The sequence below is a fragment of the Pseudomonas sp. 9.3L genome (genome assembly GCF_058536285.1).
In genome coordinates this window covers 3,085,197-3,103,119 of the sequence record NZ_JBZUBK010000001.1, presented here as the reverse complement: position 1 = coordinate 3,103,119, position 17,923 = coordinate 3,085,197, and the positions used below count along the sequence as shown (strand labels likewise).

14 protein-coding genes are annotated in these 17,923 nt (G+C 54.6%); 4 read left to right on the top strand and 10 right to left on the bottom strand.

Going from position 1 to position 17,923, the window contains the following annotated elements; translation table 11 throughout:
- Position 1: 1 nt before the first annotated feature.
- The 6 genes from AC4LE2_RS14230 to AC4LE2_RS14205 form a co-directional block, all read right to left on the bottom strand.
- Positions 2-1,105, bottom strand: coding sequence for a DegT/DnrJ/EryC1/StrS family aminotransferase (locus AC4LE2_RS14230; protein ID WP_491826377.1), 1,104 nt, complete (start codon positions 1,103-1,105; stop codon positions 2-4).
- Positions 1,102-2,946 (bottom strand): DUF2142 domain-containing protein, encoded by a 1,845-nt coding sequence (locus AC4LE2_RS14225; protein ID WP_491826376.1) that lies wholly within the window; start codon positions 2,944-2,946, stop codon positions 1,102-1,104. The genes AC4LE2_RS14230 and AC4LE2_RS14225 overlap by 4 nt, the downstream gene beginning before the upstream one ends.
- Positions 2,943-7,346, bottom strand: coding sequence for a glycosyltransferase (locus tag AC4LE2_RS14220; protein WP_491826375.1), 4,404 nt, complete (start codon positions 7,344-7,346; stop codon positions 2,943-2,945). The genes AC4LE2_RS14225 and AC4LE2_RS14220 overlap by 4 nt, the downstream gene beginning before the upstream one ends.
- A 1-nt stretch (position 7,347) precedes the next feature.
- The gene (locus AC4LE2_RS14215) at positions 7,348-8,697 is read right to left on the bottom strand and encodes an ABC transporter ATP-binding protein (protein ID WP_491826374.1); all 1,350 of its coding nucleotides are present in this window, start codon (positions 8,695-8,697) and stop codon (positions 7,348-7,350) included.
- Positions 8,687-9,472, bottom strand: a complete 786-nt coding sequence (locus AC4LE2_RS14210) for an ABC transporter permease (RefSeq protein WP_491828140.1) — start codon at positions 9,470-9,472, stop codon at positions 8,687-8,689. The genes AC4LE2_RS14215 and AC4LE2_RS14210 overlap by 11 nt, the downstream gene beginning before the upstream one ends.
- A gap of 87 nt (positions 9,473-9,559) precedes the next feature.
- Positions 9,560-10,519 carry a glycosyltransferase family 2 protein gene (locus AC4LE2_RS14205; RefSeq protein ID WP_491826373.1) on the bottom strand — a complete coding sequence of 320 codons (960 nt, stop codon included), beginning with the start codon at positions 10,517-10,519 and terminating at the stop codon, positions 9,560-9,562.
- 240 nt (positions 10,520-10,759) lie between these two features.
- On the opposite strand from AC4LE2_RS14205, the gene AC4LE2_RS14200 reads away from it, so the two are divergent.
- A complete protein-coding gene (locus AC4LE2_RS14200; RefSeq protein WP_491828139.1) occupies positions 10,760-12,757 on the top strand; it encodes a polysaccharide biosynthesis protein in 1,998 nt (665 codons plus the stop codon).
- A gap of 43 nt (positions 12,758-12,800) precedes the next feature.
- On the opposite strand, the gene AC4LE2_RS14195 is transcribed toward AC4LE2_RS14200, so the two are convergent.
- Positions 12,801-13,067, bottom strand: coding sequence for a hypothetical protein (locus AC4LE2_RS14195; protein WP_491826372.1), 267 nt, complete (start codon positions 13,065-13,067; stop codon positions 12,801-12,803).
- 194 nt (positions 13,068-13,261) lie between these two features.
- Between AC4LE2_RS14195 and AC4LE2_RS14190 the strand changes: the two genes are divergently transcribed.
- Positions 13,262-14,323 carry a lactonase family protein gene (locus AC4LE2_RS14190; RefSeq protein ID WP_491826371.1) on the top strand — a complete coding sequence of 354 codons (1,062 nt, stop codon included), beginning with the start codon at positions 13,262-13,264 and terminating at the stop codon, positions 14,321-14,323.
- A gap of 98 nt (positions 14,324-14,421) precedes the next feature.
- Positions 14,422-14,772, top strand: a complete 351-nt coding sequence (locus AC4LE2_RS14185; RefSeq protein ID WP_491826370.1) for a ComEA family DNA-binding protein — start codon at positions 14,422-14,424, stop codon at positions 14,770-14,772.
- Between the two features lie 176 nt (positions 14,773-14,948).
- Here AC4LE2_RS14185 and AC4LE2_RS14180 read toward each other — a convergent pair whose 3' ends face one another.
- Positions 14,949-15,116, bottom strand: a complete 168-nt coding sequence (locus tag AC4LE2_RS14180) for a DUF2897 family protein (protein WP_491826369.1) — start codon at positions 15,114-15,116, stop codon at positions 14,949-14,951.
- 149 nt (positions 15,117-15,265) lie between these two features.
- Between AC4LE2_RS14180 and pyrF the strand changes: the two genes are divergently transcribed.
- Entirely contained in the window at positions 15,266-15,967 is a 702-nt protein-coding gene (gene pyrF / locus AC4LE2_RS14175; RefSeq protein WP_491826368.1) for an orotidine-5'-phosphate decarboxylase, read from the top strand.
- Between the two features lie 27 nt (positions 15,968-15,994).
- Here the strand turns inward: pyrF and AC4LE2_RS14170 are convergent, their stop codons facing one another.
- Both AC4LE2_RS14170 and folE read right to left on the bottom strand, forming a co-directional pair.
- A complete protein-coding gene (locus tag AC4LE2_RS14170; protein WP_491826367.1) occupies positions 15,995-17,185 on the bottom strand; it encodes a benzoate/H(+) symporter BenE family transporter in 1,191 nt (396 codons plus the stop codon).
- A gap of 180 nt (positions 17,186-17,365) precedes the next feature.
- A complete protein-coding gene (folE, locus tag AC4LE2_RS14165) occupies positions 17,366-17,914 on the bottom strand; it encodes a GTP cyclohydrolase I FolE (protein ID WP_491826366.1) in 549 nt (182 codons plus the stop codon).
- Between the last annotated feature and the right edge of the window lie 9 nt (positions 17,915-17,923).

Below are 17,923 nucleotides of genomic sequence, written 5' to 3'. Positions count from 1 at the left end.
TTTATCCTTTTTGGAAGAAGGCAAGGACAGCGGCTATGACTCGATCTACCTCGTCCTCGGCAAGCCCAGGGAAACAGGGTAGGGATAATACTTCTTGGCAGGCTTGTTCAGTGTGTTGGAGGTCAAACTGCCGTGCGCTTGGATAAGCTGGCTGCTTATGGTCTGGCAAGGGATAGTGAATATCGCTGGCAACATCCTGCGTTTTCAGGAACTCAGCCAATTCGCTACGGCGTGGCGTACGAATCACGTAAAGGTGAGCCACGTAATCCTCACCTAACGAAGCAGGAAGCTTAATTGGCAAATCACCAAAGGCTTCACTATAGCGAAGGGCAATGCTCCGGCGCTCTTCGTTCCAAGCGTTCAGATGCGGCAGCTTGACCGAGAGTATTGCTGCCTGCATTTCATCCAGCCTGCTATTCCTGCCACCTGGCACCGCGACGGTGTATTTTGACGACCAGCCATACTGCCGTAGCTGGCGGATACGCCCTGCAATGGCGGGATCAGAGGTAACAACCGCACCACCGTCGCCCAATGCACCGAGGTTCTTGGTCGGATAGAAACTGAAACAGGAAACAGCCCCCGTCGCCCCAGCAGCTTTACCGTCACGCCGTGCGCCATGTGATTGAGCACAATCTTCTATAACCGGGATTCCTGCAGCCTGAGCAATGGCCATGATGGCAGGCATATCGGCCATTAGGCCATAGAGATGAGTAACAATGATTGCTTTTGGTTTTTCTTTTATAAGCGACTCAAGCGAGGCTGGGCACAGCGTTAATGCCTCTGGATCAATGTCTCCATACAACGGCACGGCGCCAACTGCATGAATCGCCGTACTACTGTAAAAACCGGCGTTGGCGACAGCGATAACATGATCGCCTCTCTCGACCCCTACGCCTTTTAACGCGAGCTCCAATGCATCTGAGCCATTGGCTACGGAAATACATTCCGCAGCACCAACATAGATAGCGAATGATGATTCAAATTCCTTCACCTTAGCGCCGAGGACGTACCAATGGCTATCGATCACGGCCGTGACGGCTGCCGTTAGGTTCAAGTTCGCGTTGGCTTTGATAGCTGAAAACAACGGGACTAAAGAGGTACTCATAGGTTATCCATATCCATTGACTTTGCGGCGCAGGTCGAGGGTACTCTCGAAACGCTCAGGTCTAGGGTGATGACGAAAAATGTAGTATTGCAGGCCTGATCTTGATCTGTCGAGGGCAGCTCGATAGTGAAGCCAGAGTGCTCTGCCTCAGGGGCGTTCAATGCGGTTGAGACATCAGCACGTAACCCGCCGATAACACCAGAATAAACGTGCCCCTCAGGGGACAGCGCTAAGATCGCCAAGGCGTTCTTACCAGGAACGTATGCCCACCCACGAACAAGTAATCGATTCGCGTTTGGCGTCAGTTCATCGATATTACCCAAGGCGGCCGTGTCTGATGCTAGCCTTAGTTGGAAGCCCTGGGCATCCTTGGTAATCCTAGCCGGTTGTTGTAAGGCTTGGGTAAGGGGCGATGTATAATCGCCGCTCAGCCTATGGTGCAATGCATTATCTAGAACAAGCGTAAGAGGAATCGATTTCGGCAAATTGCTCGCGCCTAGTGTTCGCGCCCATGCAGAGGCATTTGCAAATAGCATAAACACAGGGGCCAGTAAAATTATGCAGATTGACAATCGACTTTGCCGTCCAGTGTTGTGAACTGGTGACATATATGGCAAGCCGCTATAGGCGTAGGCTGCAAGCAACGCCAAAAACGGTATTGTAACAAAGAGATAACGTCCTTGGGGTTGGGGCATGCTCATCTGGGAACCGAGGATGCTGAAAAGTATCATGGCGGGAAATAAGCCGAGCGCCATTATGGTCGGAAGGGCATGCCGCAGAAAAAACGACTTTCGATCCAAAGCCCGTGCAGCGCTAAGATTTACTAAGGCTGCGCAGATTATGACGCAACAATACAGCAGCCCAGCGAACCAGTAGTAGCCGTCAGGAATGAAAACATTCATCCATCCTGTTACAGAAAAATAGCTTTTTAGGCTGAGGTTCAACCAAGGCATTAGGGTGTCTAATTGGACAAGAGTATCGGCACAGGCGATATAACATGTGCCAGCAAGAGAACCAACATCGTTTTTATGCAGCTGCACAAATGCGGCCTGCCCAGACACTCCACTGATTTCGCCCCATTTCATCCAGGTTATAAGCAGCAAGGGAAGTGCCACTAGCGCTGCAGTTCCGAATACTACGATAAGCTTTCTGGGTGAAAATTTCTGGCCATAGAAGGCGTCTGCAATAAGCCTTACCAAAACAAAGACGATAGCGGGCAGGAAGTACAGCTTTGCCAATAGTAAAAGGCCTAAAGCTGCGCCTAGCTGCATACTTATTTTAAGCGTGGGCGTTGCTAGAAAACGCAAGCATACGGCTAGGCTAAGCGCAACCATCGTTAAGCCATAGGCATCACTGTTAAAGTAGGAAAAAATGAAGGTTACTTGGGGGATTAAGCATATTCCAATGGTTACCGCCAGTGCAATACGCCTGCTTTCTAAGACTGAAGAGCAGATTTTATAAATTGCTAGCAGGAAAACAGGCGCGAGTAACCAGTTAAATGCCCGCCCACCGAGAAACGTAAGTTCAGCTGGCAGAAATACTGAGCCCAGATGAGCGGTTAACAATGCACCTAACACATGCGGGAAAGGTAGGCCGTGGTACCAGAAGTCACCTGGCTGCCAAGTATGGCCCGTGAGCCGACCATTAAATGGCGAGCTTAACGATGTATCGTTTGGCAGATGTCCAGTCGAGTATAAGTAGTCCAGCAGAAAGAAATGTGTGGACTCATCGGGCGCACCATGGAAGGCAATGATGGCTGACCAGCAGAGCACCAGAACGAAATAACCTGCTGCTGCAAGCAAAACCCAACGATTAGCTAGAGCCATCGAACGCACGCTCATATTTTTACTCGTGGCGGCCAGGCCAAGCTGAAGTCTTCGTGATCTAGGGTAAGATTTGGATTGTAGCAATAATCTTCCTGAATCTTAGGCCAGCGAGCTTTCATATGCTGAACTTCTTGGGAGAACCGTGCTTTCTTTTCTGGAGTGTCTTCATGGCCGCGAGTGGCGGATTCATGATGATAAAGTTCTGCATAAGGGGTCCAAACATTGACGTAACCGGCTTCACCCACGCGCAAACAGAAATCCACATCATTGAACGCAACCTTGAGGTTTTGCTCGTCCAGTCCGTCGACAGCCAGGAATATGCTTTTTTTAATGACTAAGCACGCAGCGGTAACCGCTGAGAATTCTTGTACGAGCTCGGCCCGGCAGAAATAGCCATGATCCCCTTTTGGAAGATATTTGTGTGAATGACCCGCCACACCGCCCACGCCCACTACAACGCCTCCATGTTGGAGGCGGTCATCCGGGTACCATAACCGTGCCCCCACGGCACCCACCTCCGGAAGAGCGGCCAGCCCAACCATTTCTTCAAGCCAGTTGGGTGATATAACCTCTATATCGTTATTTACAAGGCAAACGAATTCGCCATCGGATTCACGGACCGCTCTGTTATTAAGCGCAGAGTAATTGAAGGGGCTGTCGTCACGAATGACGCGCGCACGTTCCGATTGTTGCAAGGATTCAAAGTAAGCCAATGCGGATGGATCATCAGAGCCGTTATCAATCAGGATGATTTCGTAATTGCGGTAGGTGCTGCGCTGCACAATGCTGTCAATGCATTGCCGTACCAACCCTTCCGCGTTACGGGTAGGTATGACCAAGCTTACCAGTGGCTGTGGGCTGGGTAACTCGTAGTGCACCCTGTACATGCCGGTAGGTAACAGTTCAACCATAGCATTGCAGTGCTTACGCTCCAGGTGCTCTTCGAGTGCCTTGACCCCGGCCAATGCCGCGTAGGGTTTTTCTGCACCGGCTAGTGCGGTACTGCCCTGGTGTATGCGCCAGTGGTAGAGCACCCGAGGTATATGCACCACTTGCCTGGCCTTGAGCGCGTCAACGCAACGCAACGCCAGGTCATAATCCTGCGAGCCTTCAAATCCGGGCCGGAAGCCACCCAATGATCGCACCAGGTCGGTGTGGTATACGCCCAAGTGACAGACCATGTTCTGAGAGCGGCAGAGGTGCCCGTTCCATCCGCTTTTAAAATAGGGCGACGTTCGCTTGCCATGGCTGTCTACTTTGTCTTCATCCGAGTAAAACATGCGCGCATCCGGATTTTCCAGAATGTTGCGCGCTACCCAGTACAAGGCATGTTCCGGTATGAGGTCATCATTGTCCATCAGGGCAATGAATTCACCCGTGGCCAGTTCAAGGGCGCTGTTACTTGCACGGGAAATATGGCCGTTCTCGGCACGGAAGGTGACTTTGATACGTTTGTCACGTTTTGCAAACGCTTTCAAGGTTGAAGTGATTTCTGGATCGGTCGAAGCATCATCAGCAATGCACAGCTCCCACTCGCTGTACAGCTGGCCACAAATGCTCTCGACTGCTTCACGGAGCAGGTCAATAGGTGGGTTGTACACGGGCATGATTATGGAGATTTTTGGCCGACGCGTGAAAACGCGTATGGCTTCTTTTATGCCCCACCGCTTGTTATCGTCCATGGTGTCGTAGTATTCGACCCACAGTGAATAATCATGGCGATCTGTCACAGGCCTGGTTTCCTGGCCTATGAACTCGTGCCCAGAAGCGCCAGCCACCCAGCGGGCTCTGGCTACCAACCCGGCGATGCCCTGAGTACGCGCTACATTGACGGCTTTCTTCGCGGTCGCTTGCCACCCGCCTCCGCGCCGGATAATAGCAGGTAACGCGCGCGAAACCTTGCGCAGGCGACTTGTCCAGATCGATGCCTTTCTTAGAGGGGCAGTGGCCTTCCAACTGTTGGAGGTGCACATCGAGATAATGTGCAAATTGAGATTATGGATGTGAGTATCCTTTGCAATCTGCTGCTGGACTAGCGCCTCTTGAAGGCTCTGAATTTCCTTGTCATACGAATCTTTCCCTACGAGGCTATCCTCCGCAGGGAGCTGGATGGATGTTCGAGACGTTAGAAGCGTGGCTTCGAGATCAGCGATGCGTTGGTTCGCCGAGTTAAGTGCCTGTTCAAGAGCAAGTAGCGCACTGGCTCTCGCTTCGTCATCGTGCTGGGTCCGTTCCACAGCGTCCAGTTTTGGGTCCATTTCCGAAGTTCCGTTATTTAGCGTGGGGGTAGCAGTGTCTTGGGCGGGCGAGTATGGGAGGCCTTTGCGGCCCTCATTGATTAGGTTCAGCGTAACGAGCAGGGTTACGTTGTCAGCGACAGCCGCTTCAGAAGGCACGCTGAGGTAAAAATAGGGGTCTGAATCCAACGCCAAGAAGCTATTTGAGTCGCCTAGGTCGGGTACTTGTAGCATGGCTGTACGTTTGGCGAATTGCTCAATGTCACCCTTCCAGTTCCAGCATAGGCTTTCATCGATCTCGAAAGCCAGCTCCTGTATTTGAAATAAAGAGAACGCATCCACGGGGTCGAAGCGGACCTGAGTTACGCCCCCGGCCCCAATGCTTTTGAGATCATAACGTAAGTGATTTATACCCAAAGCCAGAGGCTTGGAAAGCGTTCGAATTTCGTCCAGTTCACCTTCGCTGTTAGGAATATACACCTTGGCAACAATCCCGGTTGATGCACTGAGCATCGTATTTTCAACAGGGCTGACCGGAGCGTTGGGGTTCCAGTTGACAAAGGTGTCAACAGGCTGCCCGGTAACTATATGTTGCATATCCGCTTCCCAACGGACATAACGGTCGATAAGTTCCCTGCTGACTACCCATCCAAGAGGCGCCATACAGGCGGCCATGAACTCGAAACGTGTAGGGTTGCGCTTAGCGATGGCAGGCGATGAACCCGCAAGTAGGAGAAGTATCGCGCGGGTAAGTAAGTGACCGAGTTCGATACCATTTTTTTTATTCCACTCCATATCAAAGAGGTGTGGCTCGCCGCTTGAATCAATCACGATGTTACTAGGCACTGCATCAATGAAATGACCCGGAAGCCGGGTAGTTGGGCCCTGTAGCGAAATATCTGTACCTTCACGAGTGATAAGCTTTGCCAGAAGGTTAACGTATCGGACGGTAAAGTCACCGAACATCGTTAGCGTCCAATCAGGCTGGCTCGCAATTTCAATGAATTCGGCACTCAGCAGTTCACCTCTTCGATAAGTGTCCTTCTGCAGGCTGTTGTAGGTAAAGCTAGCGTTATCCATTGTGTGTGGGCCGAGGCAAGTGTAACGAACCTCTATATTGTCGTTACTGTTTACAAAGCGTGCCTCTCGGCAATAAGACGCATGCCTTCCTGTGCTGTAATGAAGCGCTAGTAATTCGTTCCCGATGACCCTTGTGCCGGTATCTTTACCCGCACAAACCAGAAATGAGTTAGCTAACTCCAGGCCAAGACCGTTCTCTATAACTACAGGCCAGGCGCGCTGTAGGTCAAAGTTGGTTTCCTTTGGAAGTTGGGGGTCTTTTCGAGTGTTTTGCCATATTAAAGCACTGGCGTCGAATGCCTTGTTTTCGAGCCCGGCTTGAGTTAACAGTGTATTAGGAAGCTTATAATCCGGTGCTGGTACCAAGTACTCAATACACTCGAAAGCTGCCTGGTTCAGCAAGTCGGTAAGTGCCGCACGGCCATAGGTTTGAGGCTGGCCTTTCTCATATCGCCCCTCGATGCCGTACATCGTGACGCCTAGGTGGTCCTCGGGTGCGCCTGCGAAATACTTGAGCCCTAGCTGGTTTTCAATGGCGATTATCAAGCGACCACCCGGTTTCAGCAACTCGAATGCGCGTTGGAGCATGCGTACAGCAGGCTCTGGACGGTCACTGAACATGCTGGCGTATTCAAGCACGCCGATAAGGGTAATAGCATCGAAACGCTCTTGAGTGGAAAAGTCATCGAAGCGTTCGGCGAGCACCTGTACATTGGGAAGGTCGCGGGTACGGCTGGCGGCTATCCGAGCACGGCGCATGCTACCTTCAAGGCTTGTGACCTGCCCGCCGTTTTCGCCAAGAAAACGGCTGATCGCGCCACAGCCCGCGCCGATTTCTAGCACATTGCCACGTAACTCATTAGCGAAAGGCCGCAAAATGTTCGCGCGGGCACCACTAAGGTGGTACAAAGTGGCCCAATCTGTTGTATGGGGGGCCCACTCCGTGGATAGAACGGATAAATCCCGAGCTTCGGCTATAATGTGTGCAAGTCGGTTCTCGCTATGGTCGCCATCACTGTAAGCGATGCTGCCATACCCTACGCTGGACCATACGCCTGTTTGTTCATCCAGTGAGTATCGTGTGTTTCGTTCCAACATTTTATATCACCGGCTCTACGTCGATGCTCGCACCTAGATCTATCAGGCCAAGCATATGAAGGGTTGGCGCGACGGTCAGATGCAATACATCATATCGACGATCGTGAGGAATGATTTCTTCGCCATTGCGCGAGGCTAAGCCGATAGACAGGAAATAATCCCCACTGGCCAATCGGGCATTGAATTCGATCTTGAACCGTAGGCAGCTACCAGGCGAGCCAAGATCGGCCATTTCATTACAGCCTTGTAGGAAGGTATTGGTGCCATAGACACTGACGCCTTCCTTGGTTTTGAGGGTTACGCCAAGAATGGGATGAATGACGGGCTGGTAAAAACGTACAGCGAGCCAAAGAGTAACGCGTTCACCGGAGTTCAACAGGGCGGGGAATGCTTCGTGCTCTCCTTGAACGTGATAGTCAACGAAGCCTGCAGCACCGTCGCCCCAGCGATATTCATTGGGGTTGTAGCCGGGCCTGCAATTAAAGTTGTCTCGATCAAGGATCAACTCCGGCTGCCCCTCAGAAGCTGCCCTTACCACCCCAATGGCCTCAACAGGGCTCTGGGTGGGCGCTGCTGGGCTTTTCTCTCGCCCAAAGAGCAAGTCCAGGTAACGATTGATTACGGGGCGGGGCTCTCCGACCATCTCTACGCGGCTTTGGTCAAGCAATACTGCTCTGTTGCAGTGGGTAACCACCTGCTCGCTAGCATGGGTCACCAGTAAAATGCTCGTACCGTTTTCCTTAAGCTGGCGCAGCCGCTCGAAGCATTTTGCCTGGAACCGCGCGTCACCCACAGACAGGGCTTCATCCACGACCAGAATGTCTGGATCTACCTGTGCTTGCACAGCAAAAGCGAGACGCACGGCCATACCGCTTGAGTAATGCTTCACCGGTTGTTCAATGAACTCACCAATGTCTGCAAATGAGGCAATGGCATCGAAGCGAGCCTCTACTTCCTCCTTGCTGAGCCCCAGCAAAGCCCCGTTGAGAAACACATTCTCACGGCCTGTGAACTCGGGATTGAAGCCAGAGCCTAGCTCTAGAAGGGCTGCAATCCTACCGTAAGTGTGCACCGCTCCGCTGGTAGGGTTCAGGGTGCCGCAGATAATCTGCAGCAGCGTCGACTTACCAGAGCCGTTACGCCCTACGATGCCTACCGTCTCGCCGCGTTTTACCTCGAAGCTGACATTGCGTAATGCCCAAAACTCTTTCCCGTATGACTTAGGCGGCTCACCCACCCAGCGCTGCAAGCGGGGAACTAGTGCCTGTCTGAGGCGGTCAGCGGGCTTATCATAAGTATGGAAGCATTTAGATACATCCTCTACTCGAATCGCGTAGGCGTCAGAGGACATCAGCGAATCCCCTGCGCGTTTTTTGGAATAGCCAGAAACCAACGACAGCCATCAGTACACTTCCCGCCATAGCAAGCCCGAATGCGTCCCAATCTGGCTGCTGCCCGAATATAAGCACATTACGGCTGTCTTCAATGATGTAGGTAAGGGGGTTAAGCCGCAGCCAGGGCCGATAAGCCTCGGGCAATGCAGATACCGGATAAAGTACCGGAGATAAGAAAAGCAGCACCGTCGTCAATACACTGATGATTTGACCGACGTCTCTGATAAAGACGCCTAATGCTGCCAGCAGCCAGCTTAGCCCCAACGTACCGAGACAAAGCGGCAGTAATATAAGCGGGAAATATAGGGCGGTCACAGGCGTAGAGCCGGCGAGAAGCTGTTGAGCAGCCAACAGCACAACCACACTGATACAACTATGGAACAGCGCCGCTCCCAGGCTTATCAAGGGCAGGATTTCCAGTGGGAATAATACTTTCTTAACGTAGTTGGCATTGCTGAGAATCAACGAAGGCGCACGGTTTGCACATTCCGCGAACAAGCCATGAACGATCATCCCGACAAAAAGTAGTATTGCGAAATCGCCTTTGCCCTCTTGGCCTGCCCAACGCGACTTGAACACTTCTGAGAATACGAAGGTGTAAACCAAGAGCATTAGCACCGGATTGAAGAACGACCATGCCAAACCCATGACCGAGCCTCGATAGCGGCCTATCACCTCACGACGCGTCATTTGAGAGATTAACTGGCGGTGATGCCAAAGGCCCTTGACCATATGCCCTGGGTTGCTGCTGTAACGCGAAATCAAAATGCTAGATTCCCTTGGATGATGGCTTTGAGCCATGTTCGCCCTGCCGTGGTGTCAGATCTTCCCTAAAAAGGCTGCTACTAACAAGCTGCATTGCCCTAATGGAGTCTGTCGATACACGCCTGATTGGTATAGAGCCCATAAACCTTTAAACCCGCTTGCCCTATGGCAGCGTTTAAACCAGTGAAGCGCGATGGTGTTTTGCTGCCCTAAAGGGGGCTGAAGGCAGTCTAGGATGGACAAATTGGCTTGGGTCCACCGGCTATAACTCCCTTTGAGCAGCATGCCTATGCGCTTCGAGCGTGCCCAAATCCCAGTATTGCCGCCGATGACATTGGCTTCATGCTGCCGATAGTCCAGGGTGGGTTCCGGATCATAAACGACTCGGCCGCCGTATGCTGTAACTAGCAGGTACGCTAACCAATCGTGCGCCACGACCTGGGCATCCGTTGGTAGCTTCATCAAGAGTGTTCTGGCTGCGCTATTGAGTAACATTGTGTTTGCGCCAGCCAGGCTTTGCACTAGCGCATTTCTGAAGGAGGGCGCCTGCGTAAAGAGTGGAGAGAGGCCTAGATACGTACCCGCGTGATCGACCAGCCGACACCTTCCGCAGTACACCGCCGGTTCGCCGTAAGCCTTGAAGCCTTCGAGCCTCTCGACAGCTCTACATAGTTTGTTTGCGTGCCAAATATCGTCTTGGTCTGCAAACGCGAAGTACTCTCCCTGGATCTCTGGCTGGGCCACCAACGACATGAAATTTGCGGCGAACCCTTGACCGGGGCCGCTGAAAACCTTAAGCCGATCACCAAGTATGGCGGCCTGTTCTTCGAGGACGCTCAAGGTAGCATCTGTGGAGCCGTCGTCAGAGACGATTAATATCCAGTTTTCGTAGGTCTGAGCAACAATGGATTGGATCTGCTGGCTTAAAAAGGTCGCGCCATTATAGGTGCACATAAGGATGGCTACACGCGGTTGCTCGGCAAACACATTCGAATTTTGATTGTCAAGCGTCATCCGGCGTTGATTCCCACTGATCTGTGCAAATTTTTACAATTCTGCTGCTAGATTGCCCAATGGGACAAGCGTCGAAGTTTACAGGCTGTTGGCTCGATCCACGATAGATGGCCTTATGATATTCCCTGGATGGCAGAATGCTCGTGGAGAAAAAAACTTACGGTCAAGGCTTTTGCTGTAAATTGTTCTGTTTCAGGCCATTACTGCTGGTACTTAAATGCACAGGTGTTTAGGCGTGTGATGATAAATGCGCTCCGGTCAAGGCTCATTAGTCTTCCCCGCAGGCAAAAGCGTCTGCTGCAGGTTGTTGCGGACGTGTTGCTGGTGTGGTTGTCCCTCTACCTTGCATTCGTAGTGCGCCTCGGAATAGAGGAGGCTGGTAACCCTCTGGTTCGCCATGCCTGGCTTTTCATCGCCGCTCCGATTATTTCAATCCCGGTCTTTATTCGCATCGGCATGTATCGCGCCGTAATGCGTTATTTTGGCAATGACGCCTTATCTGCCATCGCCAAAGCCGTCACGTTGTCTTCGCTAGTCCTGGCTCTGCTCGTCTACTGGTACAGTGACCATAAGGTGCTTGTTCCACGCTCCATTATTTTCAATTACTGGTGGCTCAGCCTTGTCCTCATTGGCGGCTTACGCCTTGCCATGCGGCAGTTTTTCCATGGGGACTGGTTTACAGGTTTGCAAGGCATGCCCTTAATGCGCCGTGAGGAGGGTTTAACCCGTGTCGCAGTCTATGGCGCAGGTGTCGCAGGCAACCAACTGGTCGCCGCTCTGCGTTTAGGCCAGCGCATGCGCCCCGTTGCGTTTGTAGACGATGACTCAAGTATTGCCAATAGGGTGATTTCCGGCCTGGCGGTTTACAAACCCAAGCACTTGGAACAGATGCTTCGCGAAACCGGGGCCACGGAAATCCTGTTGGCACTTCCTTCAGTCAGCCGCTCCCGTCGCCGAGAAATCTTGGAGCTGTTGGAAGGATTCCCTCTGCATGTGCGCAGCGTGCCTAACTTTTCTGACCTCACCTCGGGTAAGGGCAGTGTTCAGGACCTGCAAGAGGTCGACATCGCAGATTTACTCGGACGAGACGCGGTGCCCGCGCAGCCCGATCTGTTGTGCCACTGTATTTTGGACCAGAACGTCTTGGTGACGGGCGCTGGCGGCTCAATCGGTTCGGAGCTGTGTCGGCAAATCCTGGTACTCAAACCTAAAGTACTGGTGCTGTTCGAGCATTGTGAATACAACCTCTATGCTATTCATCAAGAGCTGACCGCCTTGATGGAGCGAATCGGCATCCAAACCCAGGTGCTTCCAATCCTTGGTTCGGTACGTAATCCAGACAAGCTGTTCGATGTGTTGAATACCTGGAAAATCAATACGGTTTATCATGCGGCTGCTTACAAACACGTGCCCATTGTGGAGCACAACATTGCTGAAGGCGTCATGAACAACGTCATAGGCACGCTCCATACCGCACAGGCAGCAATCCGCAGTCATGTGGCGAACTTCGTGCTAGTGTCCACCGATAAAGCGGTACGGCCTACCAATGTCATGGGCAGTACGAAGCGTTTGTCCGAAATGCTGCTTCAGGCGTTAAGCCGTGAAGTGGCGCCTGTGCTCTTTCAAGATTCGGCGCGGGTAGCCCACGTAAACCGTACCCGATTCACCATGGTGCGCTTCGGGAACGTGCTGGGCTCTTCTGGTTCGGTGATTCCGCTGTTCCATAAGCAGATACGCCTAGGCGGGCCGTTGACGGTTACGCACCCCAGTGTCACCCGTTACTTCATGACCATTCCTGAAGCGGCTCAGTTAGTAATTCAGGCTGGTTCCATGGGGCAGGGCGGCGATGTATTCGTGCTGGATATGGGTGAGCCGGTTCGGATCACCGATCTGGCGGAAAAAATGGTGCGCCTCTCTGGCCTTTCGGTGCGCTCGGAGCACAATCCCCAAGGCGATATCGCTATTGAGTTCACCGGTTTGCGACCTGGAGAAAAACTGTACGAGGAGCTTTTGATTGGGGACAACATCGCGACCACGGGTCACCCGATGATCATGAGCGCCCAGGAAGACTTGCTCCCTTGGGAAGAACTCAAATGTGGGCTGCAAGCGTTATTGGATGCAATAGCCGCAGACGACTACGTGCGGGTGCGGTACGTGTTACGTGAACTGGTGAGCGGCTATACACCTAGCTCTGACATCGTCGACTGGAAGCACCTTCAGCAGCGCCGTGATCTGTAAACCTAAAAAAGCCTTAGGGGGGCACGGCTGCCTGGTTCCAGGCTTAATGCACCCGCTCCCCCTCGCTCATCGCCGCGTACTCAAACCGCTCCAACGCCTTGACCCAATACCGCTTGTACTCCGCCTCGCCAGGCGGTACGGGTTTTTCGTGAAGCCACCCGGAAGGCCGCCGCAACTCGGCGCGGTAGGCTTCCCATTCCAGCTTGAGCGCGGCCTCTCTTGCTGTGGCCTCGTTGTCGAACCAGCCCAGCACGTAGGCTTCGCCGTATTCACGGCCGTGCTCGATCAGCAGGTAGATATTGTTGTTCATGGCGGTCTCCGTCTTTCACCAGCGTCGGGTTGGCCTGGGAGTGTTCGTCCCTTACGTCTTACTGTAGACAGCCCATGCTTAAGAGGTGCGCCGACTGTCACCCTTTATGCACTGGCGATGTGTTGCAAAGGTTGAGTCGATGCGCACGCGGTCATAGGATGACAACCTGATTGTTAGCCTGCCGAGGGAATGCCATGAGCTATGCCTACATTTCCAGCCCCAATGACGGGCTGGTGTCGCACTATCACCTTAACGACGCCACGGGCGAACTCACGTTGGTGGAGCAGGTAGCGGCGGGCCCCAAGGTGAACGCCATGGCACTGTCGCCTGACGGCAGCACGCTGTACGCCGCCCTGCGTGGGCAGCCTCCCCAAGTGGCCAGCTTCAGCATCGATGCCAACAGTGGAAAGCTTGGAAAACGCGCAGAAGCGCCGTTGGGTGCAGGCATGTCGTACCTGTCCGTCGACCGGGAGGGTGAGTTCCTGTTCGGCGCCTCTTATGGCGAGGATGTGGTCACACTGCAGCCCATCAATGACGAGCTGCAAGTGCAGGAGACCATTCGCACCTATCCCAGTGGGCTGCATGCGCACTCCATTCGGCCAGAGCCCAGTAATCGATTTGTGTACGCCTGTGTGCTGGGGGCGGACCGTATCCTGCAGTTCGCTCTGGATGCGCAGACGCAGGCGTTACAGCCTATCGAAGAAGGCTTTATCGCCGTGCCGGACAATACCGGGCCCCGTCACTTGGCGTTCTCCAGTGATGGTCAGCACGTGTTCGTACTCAGCGAAATGAGCGGTACGGTGATGTCGTTCGCCATCCACCCTGAGACAGGCGCCCTGAGCCATGTTCAAACGGAAGAGGGCATACCGGCATCCCTTGGGCTACGCGAAGGGCAGGTACGAGACAGCCGTAACGACAATTTGAGCGGTGACCCTACCCCTCGGGTGTGGTGCGCCGATATTCGCCTGGCACCGGCCGGAGACATGCTGTTTATCACGGAGCGCACCACCAGCTCGGTCAGCGCGCTTCGCGTATCCTCGGGTGGGCAACTGAGCTACCAGGGCAACTACCCGCTGGAAGAAAAGCAGCCTCGCAATATCGCCCTGGCGCCCAATGGCCGCTGGTTGATCGCATGCGGCGAAGCAAGCAAGGTGGTCGGCGTCTATGACATTCAGAAAGCTGGCGCCTTGAGTCGGGTCAGTGAGGCGGCCTCGGGCGATGGTGCGCTTTGGATTGAAATCCTCCCTGAAGCCTGACAACTCCGCTAACACCTGCGCGCTGGTATTACCGCCTCGCTCCGTTAAGGTAGGTGCACGGCTCACGACGTGCCGTGCAACCTGTCAAGGAGCATTCCATGCGCAAGACCCTTCTTTCATCTGCACTTATCTCTTTGCTGGCGCTGATGCCTCTCGGCGCACAGGCGGCCATGAAGGACGCCATGCCACAGCCCGACAAAGAAATGATGCAGGGCGCTGCCGCTGCTGATAGCGGCATGGCAATGATGCAAGCGCCGGTCAACCTCAATACCGCCGACGCAGCCACCCTGCAAAAAGAGCTGGCGGGCATCGGGGCTGCCAAGGCAAAAGCGATTGTCGAGTTCCGCGAGCAGAACGGTACCTTTGCTTCGGTGGACGAGCTATTGGAAGTGGAGGGTATTGGCAAAGCGCTGTTGGACCGCAACCGTAGCCGCTTGGCTGTGAACTAGCTCCAATACCGCCCGTATGGCAGAAGCGCCATAGCGGGCGGTTCTAATTGTACGTTTTTTGTACAGTGCTTTTTGGGCCATAGGCGCCGGGGCTTAGCGGTACATTCCCCCAGGTTATGCACAGGCCCATCAAGGTTTTCACGGGATAACCTCATTTCTATGCAAATGGGCTGCCGCTACTTGTCTCGGGCGTCTTTGGCGTCCATTTCTGCGTTCCGTTCGTGCACTCGCTTGAGTTGGTCGTCGGTCAACGGCAGCTTTTGGGCGCTCTGCTTGAGCATCATCAAGCCCCCTACAATGGAGCCAAGGGCTACTAACAGGATCAACCACGCGTACCAGGGCATATTCATCTCCTTTTCGGGTTCGAGTAACGCCGCTTCGTAATGGTTCAAGTACGGCGCTTCAACAGCATGCGTAACATCCAAAAGCCGTTTTAAAGCAGGGCAAATCCGCTACAATGCGCGCCGTTTCACACCAGCCGTTGAGAGTCTTTATGCCTGTTTGCCAGTCACCTGTCATTGTTGCCCTAGATTTTTCCTCCCGTGAGGCCGCCTTGGCGCTTGCCGATCGCCTGGACCCTCGCTTATGCCGGGTGAAGGTCGGCAAGGAACTGTTCACCAGCAGTGCGGCGGGTATCGTTCAAGCGCTCAACGACCGTGGCTTCGAAGTTTTTCTGGACCTTAAATTCCATGACATTCCCAATACCACGGCGATGGCGGTCAAGGCTGCGGCAGACATGGGCGTGTGGATGGTCAACGTGCATTGTTCCGGTGGCCTGCGCATGATGAGCGCGTGCCGTGAGGTGCTGGAGCAGAAGGGCGGGCATACGCCCTTGCTGATCGGCGTTACCGTGCTCACCAGCATGGAGCGTGAAGACTTGGCCGATATCGGCCTGGACGTCGACCCTCAAGAGCACGTCCTGCGGCTGGCAGGCTTGGCACAGCGGGCAGGCATGGACGGTTTGGTGTGCTCGGCGCTGGAGGCCCCCGCGCTCAAGGCTGCGTACCCTGGCCTGCAGTTGGTGACGCCTGGGATTCGCCCCGCTGGCAGCGTGCAGGATGACCAGCGTCGGATACTTACCCCGCGCCAGGCAATGGAGGCAGGCTCCGATTACCTGGTCATCGGCCGGCCTATCAGCCAGGCCGTAGACCCGGCCGAGGTATTGGCGCAGGTGGTAGCAACCCTCAAGGGGTAAGCGACCACGCTCTCCAGATCGCCCCCTTCAAAAGCGCCGTGCGTTAAGGATCAGTAGCGTAAGCACGCCTGCCACGATTCCCCAGAAGGCCGAGCCAATGGACAGCAAGGTCATGCCAGAGGCGGTGACCATGAAGGTAACCAAGGCCGCTTCACGCTCTTGTGGCTGCGCCATGGCCTGGGTAAGCCCGTTGATGATAGAGCCGAACAAGGCGAGCGCCGCGATAGACAGCACCAACTCATGCGGGAACGCAGCAAATAGCGCGGCCAGGGTTGCGCCAAACGTACCGGCGATTGCAAAGAACAGCCCGCACCACACCGCCGCCGTGTAACGTTTGCTAGGGTCTTCGTGTGCTTGTGGGCCGGTGCAGATAGCCGCACTGATAGCCGCCAGGTTAACCCCGTGAGCACCGAATGGGGCAATCAACATCGAAGCGATGCCCGTGACGGTAATCAGGGGTGAAGCAGGCACCTGGTAGCCATCGGCTCGCAGCACAGCGATGCCGGGCATGTTTTGGGACGTCATGCACACCACCAGTAATGGAATGGCAATGCTCACGGTGGCTGCGAACGAAAACGCAGGCATGGTCCACACTGGCACGGCCACTTGCAGGTGTACGCCACTGAAATTCAACAAGCCTAACGCTGCGGCCACCGCCACACCTACCAGCAGCGTTACCAACACGGCATAGCGGGGCACCAGGCGTTTAGCGAACAGGTAGGTGAAGAACATGCTCAGCACTAGCGCTGTCTGGTGCTGAGCGGCAATAAAGATCTCGCTGCCGATGCGAAATAAAATGCCAGCCAATAAGGCGGAGGCCAGAGAGGCGGGCAGGCGCCGCACCAGCCGCTCGAATGAGCCCGTGATACCGCACAGGGCAACCAATGCCGCGCAAGTCAGGTAGGCACCAATGGCTTCAGGGTAGGTCACGCCACCCAGGCTGGTAATCAGCAGCGCTGCGCCGGGCGTTGACCACGCCACGGTGATAGGCGTGCGGTAGCGTAACGACAGGCCGATGCTGCACACCGCCATGCTCATCGATAAGGCCCAGATCCAGGAGGCGACCTGCCCGGTATCAAGGCCTGCGGCTTGACCCGCCTGGTAGATAAGGATCAGTGAGCTGGTATAGGCCGTTACCATTCCGACGAAACCGGCCGCCACGGCTGAGGGCGAGGTATCGGTCAGTAAACGGGGCCGCGAAGTAAGGGTGGTAAGCATGTGGGCGATCCTTGCGTGGAGTATACGCAGGGTAACGCCGGGGCAGGTTAGCGGGGCGGTACAGCCAGTGGCGCAATGGGCGATACAGTGTTGCGAAGGCAGAAGAGGTAGCCAACCCCTCGTAGGAGCTAGCGCAGCCGCTAGGCGTAGCTGGCGAAGCGGCCCAGGCGCAAACCGCCTTCAGCCCTTGATCAGGCTCAAGAACTCGCTGCGGGTAGCGGCGTTGCTGCGGAACGTGCCCAGCATCACTGAGGTGACCATGGAGGAGTTCTGCTTCTCTACGCCACGCATCATCATGCACATGTGCTTGGCCTCTACTACCACGGCTACGCCGTGAGCGCCGGTTACCTGAAGGATGGCATCGGCAATCTGCCGGCTCAGGTTTTCCTGGATCTGCAGGCGGCGGGCGTACATGTCCACGATGCGCGCCACTTTGGACAGGCCGAGTACCTTGCCATTAGGCAGGTAGGCCACGTGCACCTTCCCAATGAACGGCAGCATGTGGTGCTCGCACAGGGAGTACAGCTCAATGTCCTTCACCAGGACCATTTCGCTGTTGTCCGAGCTGAACAACGCGCCGTTGGTGACTTCTTCGAGGGTTTGCGCATAGCCTTTGCAAAGGTACTGCATGGCTTTTGCCGCCCGCTTGGGCGTGTCGAGCAAACCTTCGCGCGAGACGTCCTCGCCAATCTGGCCAAGAATGGCGCTGTATTGCTGTTCCAGGGACATGGAGTTACC

Bases quoted from the DNA above. Each gene is read 5' to 3' on its own strand.
- AC4LE2_RS14230 (WP_491826377.1), bottom strand. From the start codon at position 1,105: ATGAGTACCTCTTTAGTCCCGTTGTTTTCAGCTATCAAAGCCAACGCG.
- AC4LE2_RS14225 (WP_491826376.1), bottom strand. From the start codon at position 2,946: ATGAGCGTGCGTTCGATGGCTCTAGCTAATCGTTGGGTTTTGCTTGCA.
- AC4LE2_RS14220 (WP_491826375.1), bottom strand. From the start codon at position 7,346: ATGTTGGAACGAAACACACGATACTCACTGGATGAACAAACAGGCGTA.
- AC4LE2_RS14215 (WP_491826374.1), bottom strand. From the start codon at position 8,697: ATGTCCTCTGACGCCTACGCGATTCGAGTAGAGGATGTATCTAAATGC.
- AC4LE2_RS14210 (WP_491828140.1), bottom strand. From the start codon at position 9,472: ATGGTCAAGGGCCTTTGGCATCACCGCCAGTTAATCTCTCAAATGACG.
- AC4LE2_RS14205 (WP_491826373.1), bottom strand. From the start codon at position 10,519: ATGACGCTTGACAATCAAAATTCGAATGTGTTTGCCGAGCAACCGCGT.
- AC4LE2_RS14200 (WP_491828139.1), top strand. From the start codon at position 10,760: ATGATAAATGCGCTCCGGTCAAGGCTCATTAGTCTTCCCCGCAGGCAA.
- AC4LE2_RS14195 (WP_491826372.1), bottom strand. From the start codon at position 13,067: ATGAACAACAATATCTACCTGCTGATCGAGCACGGCCGTGAATACGGC.
- AC4LE2_RS14190 (WP_491826371.1), top strand. From the start codon at position 13,262: ATGAGCTATGCCTACATTTCCAGCCCCAATGACGGGCTGGTGTCGCAC.
- AC4LE2_RS14185 (WP_491826370.1), top strand. From the start codon at position 14,422: ATGCGCAAGACCCTTCTTTCATCTGCACTTATCTCTTTGCTGGCGCTG.
- AC4LE2_RS14180 (WP_491826369.1), bottom strand. From the start codon at position 15,116: ATGCCCTGGTACGCGTGGTTGATCCTGTTAGTAGCCCTTGGCTCCATT.
- pyrF (WP_491826368.1), top strand. From the start codon at position 15,266: ATGCCTGTTTGCCAGTCACCTGTCATTGTTGCCCTAGATTTTTCCTCC.
- AC4LE2_RS14170 (WP_491826367.1), bottom strand. From the start codon at position 17,185: ATGCTTACCACCCTTACTTCGCGGCCCCGTTTACTGACCGATACCTCG.
- folE (WP_491826366.1), bottom strand. From the start codon at position 17,914: ATGTCCCTGGAACAGCAATACAGCGCCATTCTTGGCCAGATTGGCGAG.